Origin of the sequence: Paenibacillus sp. URB8-2, assembly GCF_013393385.1 — a bacterium.
In the GTDB taxonomy this organism is placed as follows: Bacteria; Bacillota; Bacilli; order Paenibacillales; family Paenibacillaceae; genus Paenibacillus_AQ.
Map to the genome: position 1 here is coordinate 1,423,160 of NZ_AP023239.1, position 13,259 is coordinate 1,436,418.

At 52.8% G+C, this 13,259-nt stretch carries 13 protein-coding genes; 11 read left to right on the forward strand and 2 right to left on the reverse strand.

Going from position 1 to position 13,259, the window contains the following annotated elements; translation table 11 throughout:
* The first annotated feature begins 98 nt into the window (after positions 1-98).
* The 7 genes from PUR_RS06690 (at position 99) to PUR_RS06720 (ending at position 7,446) form a co-directional block, all read left to right on the forward strand.
* A complete protein-coding gene (locus tag PUR_RS06690) occupies positions 99-1,157 on the forward strand; it encodes a sulfate ABC transporter substrate-binding protein (RefSeq protein ID WP_179034563.1) in 1,059 nt (352 codons plus the stop codon).
* A gap of 292 nt (positions 1,158-1,449) precedes the next feature.
* The gene (locus PUR_RS06695; protein ID WP_179034564.1) at positions 1,450-2,235 is read left to right on the forward strand and encodes an MBL fold metallo-hydrolase; all 786 of its coding nucleotides are present in this window, start codon (positions 1,450-1,452) and stop codon (positions 2,233-2,235) included.
* 431 nt (positions 2,236-2,666) lie between these two features.
* Positions 2,667-3,992: an ABC transporter substrate-binding protein gene (locus PUR_RS06700; protein ID WP_179034565.1), complete on the forward strand. Its 1,326-nt coding sequence runs from the start codon at positions 2,667-2,669 to the stop codon at positions 3,990-3,992.
* Between the two features lie 67 nt (positions 3,993-4,059).
* Positions 4,060-4,938 carry a carbohydrate ABC transporter permease gene (locus tag PUR_RS06705; protein ID WP_179034566.1) on the forward strand — a complete coding sequence of 293 codons (879 nt, stop codon included), beginning with the start codon at positions 4,060-4,062 and terminating at the stop codon, positions 4,936-4,938.
* A 10-nt stretch (positions 4,939-4,948) separates the two neighbouring features.
* Positions 4,949-5,791 (forward strand): carbohydrate ABC transporter permease, encoded by an 843-nt coding sequence (locus PUR_RS06710; protein WP_179034567.1) that lies wholly within the window; start codon positions 4,949-4,951, stop codon positions 5,789-5,791.
* 39 nt (positions 5,792-5,830) lie between these two features.
* On the forward strand, positions 5,831-6,787 hold the full coding sequence (locus tag PUR_RS06715; protein WP_179037789.1) for a nucleoside hydrolase: 957 nt from the start codon (positions 5,831-5,833) through the stop codon (positions 6,785-6,787).
* Between the two features lie 74 nt (positions 6,788-6,861).
* Positions 6,862-7,446 (forward strand): GNAT family N-acetyltransferase, encoded by a 585-nt coding sequence (locus PUR_RS06720; protein ID WP_179034568.1) that lies wholly within the window; start codon positions 6,862-6,864, stop codon positions 7,444-7,446.
* 454 nt (positions 7,447-7,900) lie between these two features.
* Here the strand turns inward: PUR_RS06720 and PUR_RS06725 are convergent, their stop codons facing one another.
* Together PUR_RS06725 and PUR_RS06730 are read right to left on the reverse strand one after the other, a co-directional pair.
* A complete protein-coding gene (locus PUR_RS06725; protein ID WP_179034569.1) occupies positions 7,901-8,668 on the reverse strand; it encodes an SDR family NAD(P)-dependent oxidoreductase in 768 nt (255 codons plus the stop codon).
* A gap of 16 nt (positions 8,669-8,684) precedes the next feature.
* Complete coding sequence (locus PUR_RS06730; RefSeq protein WP_179034570.1) at positions 8,685-9,143, reverse strand: S-ribosylhomocysteine lyase; 459 nt, start codon at positions 9,141-9,143, stop codon at positions 8,685-8,687.
* 265 nt (positions 9,144-9,408) lie between these two features.
* Here PUR_RS06730 and PUR_RS06735 point away from each other — a divergent pair, with 265 nt between their 5' ends.
* From PUR_RS06735 to PUR_RS06750, 4 genes are read left to right on the forward strand one after another with little or no spacing between them, the layout of a single operon-like run.
* Positions 9,409-10,269 (forward strand): MetQ/NlpA family ABC transporter substrate-binding protein, encoded by an 861-nt coding sequence (locus tag PUR_RS06735; RefSeq protein WP_179034571.1) that lies wholly within the window; start codon positions 9,409-9,411, stop codon positions 10,267-10,269.
* 21 nt (positions 10,270-10,290) lie between these two features.
* The gene (locus PUR_RS06740) at positions 10,291-11,505 is read left to right on the forward strand and encodes an aminotransferase class I/II-fold pyridoxal phosphate-dependent enzyme (RefSeq protein WP_179034572.1); all 1,215 of its coding nucleotides are present in this window, start codon (positions 10,291-10,293) and stop codon (positions 11,503-11,505) included.
* The gene (locus PUR_RS06745; protein ID WP_179034573.1) at positions 11,502-12,596 is read left to right on the forward strand and encodes a methionine ABC transporter ATP-binding protein; all 1,095 of its coding nucleotides are present in this window, start codon (positions 11,502-11,504) and stop codon (positions 12,594-12,596) included. Before PUR_RS06740 ends, PUR_RS06745 begins: the two co-directional genes overlap by 4 nt.
* Positions 12,593-13,249: a methionine ABC transporter permease gene (locus PUR_RS06750; protein WP_124695460.1), complete on the forward strand. Its 657-nt coding sequence runs from the start codon at positions 12,593-12,595 to the stop codon at positions 13,247-13,249. Before PUR_RS06745 ends, PUR_RS06750 begins: the two co-directional genes overlap by 4 nt.
* Positions 13,250-13,259 lie beyond the last annotated feature (10 nt).

The window sequence follows — 13,259 nt, forward strand, 5'->3', positions numbered from 1 at the left end:
TGGGGTCCCCGCAAAGTAATCGGAACAGGCATCGGAGCATGGACTTCACTTTGTGGGGTGTTTTGGCGGGGCGACTTGGGAAGGAATGAGGCTTGGGAATGAAGCTTTTCAGAAGGAGCAGACAACTGCACGGATGGCTGGCCGTATTGCTGCTGGCGCTGACACTCACCGCCTGCGGGACGGAACAGAAAGGCACGGCGGCTAATGCAGCGGCAAAAGGCGATGTAACCTTGGTTATTGGCGCGTACAGCGTGGCTAAGGATGCGATGGCGGATATTTTGCCGCTGTTTGCGGAGAAGTGGAAGGCTGAAACCGGACAAACGATAACGTTTCAGCAGTCGTACGAAGCTTCGGGGACTCAGGCCCGCGCGATTGCCGGCGGGTTCGAGGCCGATGTGACGCTTCTGGCGATGGAGGGTGATGTGGGCAAGCTCGTCAAAGCCGGGCTTGTGAACCCATCCTGGCAGAAACGGGGCGAGAACGGCATGGTGACGCGTTCGATCGTCGTGATGGGTACCCGCGAAGGCAACCCGAAGGGGATTAAGGATTTTACCGATTTGACGAAGCCCGGTGTTAATGTGCTGTACCCCAATCCGAAGACCTCGGGCGGCGCGCAGTGGGATATCAACGCGATCTATGGCGCTGGACTGAAGCGGTCGGAGGAGAAGGAAGGGCATAAGGAACCGGAGGCGGCCAAAGCCTTCCTGGCAGACGTCCACTCCAATGTGGAGTCGCTGGACAAGAGCGGACGCGCATCGATGGCTGCGTTCGAGTATGGTGTCGGCGATGTCATTGTAACCTATGAGAATGAACTGCTGGCACGAATCGCCCAGGGCGTGAAGTATGAAGTGGTCATTCCCAAGGATACGATTCTGATCGAGAATCCGGCGGCGGTGGTCGATAAATATGCCGATAAGCACGGCACCCGGAAGGCGGCCGAGGCCTTCGTCGATTTCCTGGTGTCGCCTCAGGCGCAGGAGATTTTCGCCGAGCATGGTTTCCGGCCTGTTGACCGACAGGTGTACGAAGCAAATAAGAACCGTTTCCCTGTCCCTTCGGGGTTATTCGATATCAACTATTTGGGCGGATGGGACAAGGTACGCAGCACGCTGTACTCGAAACGGGGCGTATGGTACGAGGTGCTTGCGGGAATTTAAGGTTATGGAAAAAGCAGACAACCCTTCATGAGAGAGGGCGGTCTGCTTTTTTTAAATATAAGAATTTATAAGCTAAGCGCTTATATTTTGACTTATATTTCTACGAGAAGCGCACCTGCGTCTTTAAAAGACGCCGTTAGGCGTTTCTTCTTGATGAGTCAATAAGCTGCACGTCTTGTTCTGCCTAATCCCGGAGAACGAACTTTTGCCGCATTAGGCAGACAGCGCTTTCCTATTTTATAATAGGAGACAGGCTGAATTTTCCAAGCGAAATTAGAAGGGGGAGCAGAGAATGGATACTTTGAAGTTCCTGGGCACGGGCGACGCCATGGGTACGCCGAGGGTGTACTGCGGCTGCCCGGTATGCGAAGAAGCGAGAACAAGCGGAATGAATGCGCGGCTGCGGTCCTCTGTGCTGGTTGAGAGCGGCGACGATTTCTTCGTGATCGACTGCGGGCCGGACTGGCGCCGGCAGATGGAGAACCTTGGCATTCGCGTTATGCGCAGACTGCTGGTTACCCACGCCCACTTTGACCATATCGGCGGTCTGCCGGAATGGGCGGATGCCTGCCGCTGGGTAGGGATCAAGGGCGAGCTGTATGCGCCGGCGGAGGTCATCCCGGTCATTTTACGGCAGTATCCCTGGCTGGGTAGCCATATCGAACTGATGCCTCTAGATGAAGGGATCGTGCTGGACGGGTGGCAAATCGCCGCCTGGAGAGTGAACCACGGCAAGAATGGTTACTCTTACGCTTTTCGTCTGGAAAAAGAAGGCTACGCCTGGGTATACTGCCCGGATTCGATCTCCTTGGGAGACGAGGAGACACGGTTAATGCGGGAAGCCGATCTGCTCGTGCTGGGCACCAGCTTTTATCATGAGGAAGCCGAACTGTCGACCCGTTCCGTCTATGACATGACCGAGGCGGCCGATTTGCTTGCGGATGTGAAGCCGCGCCGGGCCGTTTATACGCATATGTCGCATGACGTGGATCTTCGGAAGTCTTATGACCTGCCGGAAAATGTGGAGCTGGGGTATGCAGGGATGAACGTGACGCTGGGGCGCCGGATTGAAGAATGACGCTTAGGTCCTGAAGATCAAGGCCGATTGGTGTAAAGATGGAAGCTCTCTTTCATCGGATAATGGACAGATATTACGCATCGCACGTGTTCAGACGAAACATAAATTTAACGAAAGCCGTCACATTCATGTGACGGTTTTTATTCGTTTTTTCGATTAAATATCCACAAATCACCAAGGATTCTAGTTTAATCATTTACATTGCTAATTATGCAAAATTTAAATATTAGCCTTTTGACAGACTGTCTAGTGTTCCGGAATTTGAAACAATGCTAAGGTGTGATTAATTCTGACAAACCTAATAATGTGCGTCATCTTAACTGACATGGCGGAGAGCAAGGGGTCAGCATAATTATACAAAGAAAGGGGGATAGTTTCGGAACGCTGCAATCGTCGTTGCTTGCTGAACTATGACCATAAGGAGGCATTTAATGAAGATCAAGTGGACGAAAAAAATCGGGACAAGCATGCTGGTGGCTGCCATGATAGCCGTGTTATCGGCTTGCGGACAGTCCAATAACGCGGACACTGCCTCGGGCCAATCGGGCGAAGCGAAGAAAGAGCCGGTTGTGCTCTCTTTTATGACAACATGGTCGGAAAACGATCCTTTTACAGGCGTCTATTATAAAAATGCAATGGCTTTCCAGGAAGCCAATCCGGATATCAAGCTGGACATTGAAACGATTCCCTATAATGATTACCCGGTAAAATTAAGCACGACCGCGGCTGCAGGCAAATTAACGGATTTGATTCTGATGATCGGCGGGGGTTCCACGTTTGAACAGATCGCCCGTTCCGGCGCGCTGATGCCGATTGACGATATGATGGGCAACTGGAAGGAAGATTTTTTACCGTCCTCGAAAATCAAGGAGTTTAATGTCGATGGCAAGCAGTACGGGATTCCGGGCGAGGTTTCATACGCTACGGTCATTTTTTACAACAAAAAAATAATGAAGGATGCCGGTTATACCGAATTTCCGAAGACGTATGAAGCTTTCAAAGCGATGGTGAAGGATCTGAAGGCTAAAAATATTACTCCAATCGCCTATGGCAATAAAACGGGCAGCGTCCTGCTGTCGTCTCTTCTGTCGCCTCTTAATGAAAGAATCTCGGGGCCGGATCTTTATGCGAAAATCAAGTCCGGAGAACAGAAGTTTACCGGCCCGGATTTTATTAACGCTCTGAAAGATATCAAGGAGCTTTCCGATATGGGAGCGTTTAACGTTGATTTGAACAGTATTGACAATGTGCAGGCGACCAACCTGTTCCTCTCCGGCAATACAGCTATGTATGTAGACGGCAGCTGGGGAGTCAAGCAAATTTCCATGGATAAGGCTGCGGATTTTGAAGTAGGCTTCGCCGTATTCCCGCAAATTGAGGAAGGCAAAGGCAGCATGTCCACGATGCCGGGTGCGACGAATCAGGGAGTTGTCTTGAACGCAAAGCTGGACGAGACCAAAAAGGCGGCAGCCGAGAAGTTTTTGCAGTTCATGTACAGTGAACAATCCTACCAAAATATTATCCGGTCGGGAAATATGGTTCCGGCCAATGTAGAGGCGCCTGCGGATATCGATCCGCTGTTTAAAGAAATGACCGGCGCGCTTGCAGATGTCAAGGAAGTTACTCCGGTATTTGATATCGTAATGCCCGCTACCGTAGTCGCGGCAACCAAAAACGGCCTTCAAGGACTGACTACGCCAGGCGGAAGCGCTCCGGAGGCCGTAGCGGAGGAACTGCAGAAGGAATTGGGCCAATAATGTTCTTCAGGCGGAGAGCAGGCTTTCAGGGGCTCTCCGCCTTCACTTTTACCCGGAGGTACCGCGCATGGAGATTCTTCTTCGCCGTAAATGGATAATAGCCGCCGGACTCCTTCCGGCCCTGCTGATCTATACCCTGTTCTCGGTCTATCCGATTCTCAGCTCCATCTATTTCTCGTTGTTCAAATGGGACGGTTTCTCGCCGAAACAGTGGCACGGGCTTCAGAATTACGTCAATTTGATCGGCGACGGCGTATTTTGGCAGTCCATCCGGAACAATCTTTATTTTGTACTTTTCTCCGTGCTGGGAGAAATCCCGCTTGGCTTGTATCTTGCGATTATGCTGAACGGCAAGCTGTTCCGCAGAGACGGCATTTTTCGAACGGTCTTCTTCATGCCTGTCGTCATCTCCACAATCGTTGTTTCCTTGATCTGGAATATGTTTTACAATTATCAATTTGGCCTTGTTAATACGGCGCTGCGGGCCTTCGGTCTGGACCACTGGGCGCAGAACTGGCTTGGCAATCCCAAGCTGGCGATCTTTGTACTCTGTATTGTGGTGGTCTGGCAGTATACCGGGCTGTACATGGTGATATTTCTGGCAGCGCTGCAAAATGTGCCGTCGGAGGTGCTGGAAGCGGCCGAACTGGATGGTGCCGTCGGTTTTAAACGGACCTGGAATATTGTGGTGCCGATTATCGCGGATACGATTTTTGCTTCTGTGGTGCTGTGCATCAGCGGCGCGCTCCGCGCGTTCGATTTGATCTTCATCATGACGAACGGAGGACCGAACCATTCCACGGAAGTAGGAGCCACTTATATGTTCGCCCAGACCTTCAACTCGATGAAATATGGGTACGGAAGCGCGATTTCCACGGCTATTATCATTATCAGCTTTGGCCTGATTATGATAAGCCAGTTCATGATGCGATCTCTGAAGAGGTGATTTTTTGTCCATGGTACAACGACTGCTGCTCAAACGGCCCTTGTCGGCTCATATCCACCGCCTTGTCCTTTTGCTGCTGCTCGCGGTTAACATTTATCCTCTGCTGTGGATGATTCTCAATTCGCTGAAAACGGAGCAGGAGCTGTCCATGAATCCGTTCGGAGTGGCCCGCAAGCCGATGTGGAGCAATTATATTGAAGCCTGGAAAGTTGCGAAGCTGGGTCCGTATCTTGTCAACAGCATTACGGTTACGCTGGCTTCGGTCGTGCTCACGCTGCTGGTCGGAGCTTTGGCGGCGTTCTTTTTAAGCCGGTTTGAGTTCAAATCGAAGGGCTTCCTGCTTGTCTATTTTACCTTCGGCATGCTGATTCCGATCCACGCCACACTCGTACCGCTGTTTATCGAAATGCGCACTTTTAATCTATTGGATAACCGGCTGACCCTGCTGTTTCCCTATACGGCCTTCAATTTGCCGATAACGATCTTTATTCTGGCGGGCTTCATGAACGCTTTTCCGAAAGAGGTGGAAGAGGCCGGAATTGTGGATGGCTGCAGTGTGATGGGTGTTTTTGGACGACTGATTATTCCGATGCTTACGCCCGCGCTGGCGACCGCCTTTATCATCAATTTCCTGAATAACTGGAATGAATTCTCCTTCGCGCTGGTGCTGATCAGCGATAGCGCGCTCAAGACGCTTCCGCTCGGTCTGGCCAATTTCGCGGGTCAGTATAACCGCAGCTACACGCTGCAAATGGCGGGGTTGACGATCGTGCTCGTTCCCACGCTTCTCTTCTATCTCTCGGTTCAAAAATATCTGACCGCCGGCATGACCGCGGGAGCGGTTAAAGGATAACTGACGTCCGGTATACGGATCAGGCTTGGAGTGAACACAATCATGAAGCGAAAGATCATTATCGATTGCGATCCCGGTCATGACGATGCGATTGCCATTCTGGTCGCCGCGGCTCATCCGGCTCTCGATCTGCTGGCCATTACCACGGTAGCCGGCAACGCGGGACTGGACCAAACGACTCTGAACGCGCTAAAAGTATGCGAAATGGCCGGCATTGGCAATGTGCCGGTCGCTCCGGGCGCGGGCCGTCCTCTAGTAAGAAACGGGGAGGCGGCGCCGGCCATTCACGGAAGCTCCGGCATGGACGGGCCTGTGCTGCCAGAACCATCCCTGCAGGCGGCTGAGGAGCATGCCGTCGATCTGATTATCCGCAGGCTCATGGAGTCGGAAGGTGATATTACACTTGTGCCGGTAGGCCCGCTGACCAATATCGCACTGGCGCTCCGGCGCGAGCCCCGTATCGTGCCGAAAATTCAGGAGATCGTCCTGATGGGAGGCGGGACGTTCGGAAATTGGACGCCGGCCGCGGAGTTTAATATTTGGGCGGATGCGGAGGCCGCGCAAATCGTGTTCGGGAGCGGAGCTCCGGTAACGATGATCGGACTGGACGCGACCCATCAGGCGCTGGCTACTCCCGATATTAACGGCCGGATAGGGGCGCTCGGCAACCGGGTAAGCGGCTTTGCCTACGAACTGCTCCAATATTTTGGCCGGACCTACAAGCAGTTTTTCAATTTCGACCATCCGCCCGTACATGATGTATGCAGCGTGGTGTACTGCATTGATCCGGCGATCTTTGACTGCAGGTTCCTGAACGTTACGGTGGAGACCAAGGGCGAACTAAGTTACGGCATGACCCTGGTGGATATTCACGGCGTTACGGGCCGTCCGCCCAATATTAACACAGCCCTCGGTCTCGATCATGAGAAACTGTGGGACGTCATCATCGGCGCGCTTGGCCGGTATGGAGAAGGAGACGGCGCCGGACAAGATTAGTTTAAAAAACCTGGCTTTCTCATGGGGAAACGAGTGATATAATGGTATTACTTTGTAATCCCGGAGGGACTGCCATGACTCATTCTGTTGATCCTATCATGCTATCCATTCCTGAAAGGTTGGAGACCGAGCGGCTGCTGATCCGCGCACCGTTGTGGGGAGACGGCACCGCGATGAACGAGGCGATTCTGGAAAGTCTGGAGGAGCTGCGGCCGTGGATGCCGTTTGCCCGAACCGCCCCCACCCTGGAGGACTCGGAGAAGCATATACGGCTGGCAAGAGTGGAGTATTTGAAGCATTCGGAGCTGCATATGCTTATTTTCAATAAGCACACGGGAGAGTTGATCGGGAGCAGCGGCCTACACCGGATCGACTGGGATATCCGCAGCTTCGAGACCGGCTACTGGATTCGAACCTCCTGCGCGGGGAAGGGTTATATTACGGAGGCGGTGAACGGAATTGCCGATTTCGCCATCCGCGAGCTTGAGGCGAACCGGATCGAGATCCGGTGCAACGCGAAGAACGTCAAAAGCGCGGCGGTCGCGGAGCGTGCGGGCTTTACACTGGAAGGCATTTACCGAAACAACCGGCGAGGAGAGAACGGAGAGCTAGAGAACACGAAAGTGTTCGCCAAAGTAAGGGGCATTGAATACGAATAGGTTCGTGCCCGGAAGGATGGAGCCTGTCGCTGTCATCCGGATCGCTTGAAGCCCCGATAACGGAGCGGGAGAGCGACAAGTGCCGGAGGGAAGGAACGGCGCGAACAAGATGGCACCAGCTGTAAAAAAGGAACGAACCGACCGCTTGCCGCGGAAGATTCGCTCCTTTTTTCGCGTTCAAATATAAGACTTTATAAGCCGGGCGCTTATCATTTTGACTTATATTTCTACGAGAAACGGTGCCTAAAAGCGATAATCGTATCGCTACTTCGGAAGCATAAGCTCCCTAAAAGGACGGTGAAGCCGTTTCTTCTTGAAATATCAGATTAAGGATAAGCTTCGCGCTTATCCTTAATCTGATATTTTTACGAGAAACGGATGCCTTCCTCTTCCAGAGGACGGCGAAGCCGTTTCTTCTTACATTACGTATTTCCCGGCCCTGCTTTCGCTTCGCCTAATTCATGGTCATGCCGCCAGTTACATTGATCGCCTGTCCGGTCATGTATGACGCAAGAGGGCTGGCCAGAAAAAGCACGACGTTCGCGACATCCTCCGGCTGCGCCGTCCGGCCCAGCGGCACCTGCGAACAGTCCTCGGCCAGAATGTCCTCTGGCGTCATGCCGCGCAGCTGTGCTCCTTCCACGCGTTCGCGCCGCTTCATGTCCGTCTCGACAATGCCCGGACATACCGCGTTCACAAGGATTTGCTCGCGGGCAAGCTCCAGAGCCATAACCTTAGTGAATCCGAGAACGGCATGCTTGGAGGCGACATATCCTCCCATACAGCGATAGCCGTTCTTCCCGGCCTGCGAGGCGATATTAATGATGCGTCCTCCGCCGCCTTGCCGCAGCATTTGCGCCGCGCCTGCCTTGGAGACGAGAAAGACGCCCTTGGCGTTGACGTCCATCACTTTATTCCAGTCGCTTTCCTTGATGTCCACCGCAAAATCCATCGTTGAAATCCCGCTGTTGTTCACCACGAAATCGATTCTTCCGAATGTCCTTACGGCAAAGTCGATCAGTTTATCGGCGTCTTCCTCCCGGGTAACATCGCAGCGGATAACTGCCAGCCGTTCCCCCCGCCGCTCCTCACCTTCACAGGCGATATCTCCGATAACGACATTGGCTCCGGCTACCAGAAACAGATCCGCGATACCTTTGCCGATTCCGGACAGACCTCCGGTTATGACCAGCGTCCTGCCGGTCAAATTGATCGTCAGCATATCTCTTTCCCGCTCCTCACTTGCGTGTGAAGGGATCGTCGCTGATGCCCGCCTCAAGCACAAGCTTGGCGTATTCCTTCGCTCCGAAGAGGGAATGGTCCTTATAGTTGCCGCATTCCAGCGCGCTGACGGCCGGTACGGTCTCCGTCTCCAGAACTTTGTGCAGCACTTTGGTCAGCGCCGCAGCGACTGCTGCCGGCTCGTGCTCGTTCCAGATGATCAGATAGAAGCCGGTGCGGCATCCCATGGGCGAAATATCGATAATTCCGGGCAGCTCATCGCGAAGATAGGTTGCCAGGAGATGCTCCAGCGTATGAAGGGCCGCAGTCGGCAGCGCGTCGGTATTCGGTTGCAGCAGTCTTAAATCGTATTTTTGCAGGACGGCGCCTGTTCCGTTTCGCTCTGTTCCGGCAACGCGTACATAAGGAGCTTTAACTTTCGTATGATCCAATTGAAAACTTTCGACTTTAGCCATGGGTCTCTTCCTTTCACATGTTGATTCTATGATTCTATGAGTCGTACTCTTATTTCAAAGTAACATACTCGGAATTTAATGTAAACCAGCAACTCATACTTATTCAATAGAATTAATAAACACAGCTAAAACCGCAGTTTCTGACGTATTGACAGTAATAAAGATGCATACTATGATATAAAAAAATTAAAATCCGATTAATTTAATGGGAAAAGTTATAAAATCGGACAATCTATCAAAGTGGATATTTAAGGGGGAAACTGGAATGAAAAAAAGAAAGATTCAATGGATGTCGCCGTTATTCGTAATTATGGCTGTTGCACTTCTAATATCGGGCTGCGGTGAAAGCTCCAATGCCGCTTCGTCAGGAAACGGTTCGGAGCAGGAAGCCAAAACGCTGCGCATCAGCTTTAATCCGGGGCCTTACAGCGATCAATTCAAAAATGGCGTTTCGCCTTACCTTGAGAAAAAGGGATACAAGATTACATATAAGGAGTTCACGGACGGCATTCAACCGAATGTGGCCGTAGCGAACGGGGAGATTGACGCCAATGTGTTTCAACATTCCCTTTACCTTGAATCGATCAACAAAAGAGAAGGCATCAGCCTGATTGGCGCAGTTCAGGTTCCGACGCCTCCGATGGGCCTGTATTCCAAGAAGCACAAGAGTCTGGATGAAATCACCGACGGCGCGCAGGTCAATCTTCCGAACGAACCGGTCAACATGCTGCGGGCATTGACGATTCTGAAAGAAGTAGGCTGGATTACGCTGAAGGATAATATTGATCCGCTGCAAACCTCGCTTAACGACGTAACTTCCAATCCGCATAACATTGAATTTGTGGCGACGGAGCCCGCGCAGGGTCCCCAGGCGCTTCAGGATGTGGATTTTGCCGCCATTCAGGGCAACTTCGCCATAGCGAATAACATTAAACTCACCACGGCGCTGAACCTTGAAAATATGACGGACCCGTTCACCAACATTGTCGCTGTGGACAGCAAAAATAAAGACAAGCAGTTCGTAAAGGATATCATCGAAGGCTATCATTCCCAGGAATTCAAGGACTACATCAAATCCAATCCGGCTTATGAAGGCTACAAATTGCCGGCCTATTTCAACGAATAAAGATCAGAAGGAGGTGTCATCATGGCGAATTTTAAACCTTCGGCAGTCATCGGCCGGCTTCCCGAGCACTATTTCAGGGCACTTAAGGAAAAAGTGGCCGACTATCGCAGCAGAGGTATAGATATTATCGATCTGTCCAGCGGAAATCCGGATCAGCTGACCCCGGAGCATATTGTCCACAGCTTGAAGGAAGCGGCCGACAGGCCGGAGAACCATGGATACCCTCCTTTTTACGGGAAAAAGAGTACGCTTGAAGCCGTCGCCGCCTTTTACAAGCGCGAGTATGACGTTGATCTGGACCCGGAAACGGAAATCGCCGTATTTCACGGGTCGAGCACCGGAATTATGGGGATTGCACAAACATTGCTCGGAACCGGCGATGTTCTGCTGACGGCCAACCCGGCCTATCCGCCTTATAATGCCGCCGCTGCGCTGGCCGGGGCGGAGGTGCACGCGATCCCGGTATACGAGAAGGACGGATTTCTGCCGGATTACCGGACGGTTCCCGAAGAAATCGTTCGCCGCGTCAAACTGCTGCTGCTCAATTACCCGAACAATCCTACCGGAGCAGTGGCGACGCGGACATTCTTCGAGCAGTCCATCGCCTTGGCCGCCGAGCATCATTTTCCGGTGGTGAACGATTTTGCATACGGCGCGTTCGGTTTCGACGGGCATAAGCCGATTAGTCTTCTGCAGATCCCCGGGGGCAAGGAGTACGGCGTGGAGATCAATACGCTGTCCAAGACCTACAATATGGCGGGATGGCGGTTCGGGTTCGCTGTCGGCAACGCTTCGGTCATCACCGCCCTTAAGCTGTATCACACCCATGCGTACAGCACGATATTCGGAGCGGTGCAGGATGCGGCAGCAGACGCTCTGCTTGGGCCTCAGGGCAATGTGAAGCAGCTGACCGGATGCTATGAACGCAGGCGCGATTCTTTAGTATCGAAGCTGCGCAGCATCGGATGGGACGTTTCCGCTCCCAAAGGAACCTTTTTCGCCTGGTTTAAAGTGCCGGCAGGCTATCGTTCGCGGGAATTTGCCGAGAAACTGCTGGAAGAGGCTCATGTGGCGGTCGCACCGGGCGAGGGATTCGGCTCGCAGGGCGATTCCTATGTGCGGATCGGACTGGTGAACAGCGAGGAACAGCTTCTGGAAGCCGCCGAGCGGATCGCCAAGACGGGAATCTTCCACAGGTCTGCCGTTCAGTCAAGCGAGGGGAGCCGACGAGGATGATCGAATTACAGGACATTCACAAAACGTTTAAACGCAAAGGACAGACGATCGAAGCGCTGAAAGGCGTAAACTTACGGGTGAATAAAGGCGATATTTTCGGTGTCATCGGGTACAGCGGCGCCGGCAAAAGCACACTGATCCGGATGGTAAATTATCTGGAGCGGCCGACAAAAGGCCGGGTCTTGGTGGAAGGTGAAGCGCTGGATCAATTCTCGCCGGCGCAGCTCCGCAAGGCCAAGAAGAAGATCGGGATGATTTTTCAGCATTTCAATCTGCTGGAATCCAAGACGGTATACGACAACATCGCCATTCCGCTCGTGCTGCTGAAGCAGGACAAGAATCGTATCCGGGAGCGCGTGACCGAGCTGCTGCGGTTTATCGGGCTAAGCGACAAAGCGGACAGTTATCCGAAAGAGCTGTCGGGAGGCCAGAAGCAGCGGGTGGGCATAGCCAGAGCGCTGGCGAGCAATCCTTCGATTCTTTTGTGCGACGAAGCCACCTCGGCGCTTGATCCGCAGACAACCAAATCCATTTTGGATCTGCTCAAAAAGATCAACGAACAGTACCATATCACCATTCTCATCATCACACATGAAATGGCCGTCATTCAGCAAATTTGCAACAAGGTGGCCGTTATGGAAAAAGGTGAGATCATCGAGCAGGGCGAGGTGCTGGAAGTCTTCGGCAATCCGCAGCATCCCACTACGGAGAGCTTCGTGCGGACCGTTATCCAAACCTCCGTTCCGGAAAGTGTACTGCGTACGCTGAGTCCCGAAGGAGCGGGGCGGCTGTTCAAACTGAAATTCGTAGGCGGAAACGCCTCGGAGCCGATTATCGACAGCCTGATCCGAAAATATAACGTCAGGGTCAATATCCTGTTTGCCAATATGAGCGAAATCCAGAATACCACGCTTGGAACCTTGATCTTGCAGATACAGGGCGAGGACAAGGATATTTTCCGGGCAGTGGAATTTCTTGGAACACGGGGCGTGGAAATTCAGGAGCTTCGGGAGTTTCAAAGCTTTTCGGCAGCCGGGGATGTCGAAGAGGGTGTAGAGCAGAGAAAGATTAAGGAGGTGAAAGCCGTATGAATACGATTATCACCGCCGATCAGCTGTTTCAGGCGCTGCGCGAAACGGTGGTCATGGTGGGCGTATCGCTTTTTTTCGGGGCATTGCTTGGAATACCGATCGGCATTGTGCTAGTTATTACCCGGCCCGGAGGCATTTTGCAAAACAGATTCGTATACGGGGTGCTGGGTCCGGTGATCAATGTGGTCCGGTCGCTGCCGTTCATTATTTTGCTGGTCGCCATCATTCCTTTCACCCGTATGCTCGTTCATACTTCCATTGGGACCAGCGCCGCCATCGTTCCGTTGGTCGTCTATGTGGCGCCGTATATCGGCCGGCTGGTCGAGAACTCCCTGCTGGAGGTCAGTCCCGGAATCATGGAAGCGGCTGAAGCGATGGGAGCGACGACGTTTCAGGTGATCTGGCATTTTCTGCTCCCCGAGGCGTTCGGTTCCCTGATCCTGACGATGACCACCGCGACCATCGGACTCATCGGCGCTACTGCGATGGCCGGAACGGTCGGCGGGGGAGGCATCGGCGATCTCGCCATATCCTACGGCTACCAGCGATTTGATACTTTCGTCATTCTAGTTACGGTTGCTATTCTTATCGTGTTTGTTCAGGGCATACAATCCGCTGGTAACCGGCTTGCCCGCAAGGCGCGCCGGGATTAGCGGCAGGCGG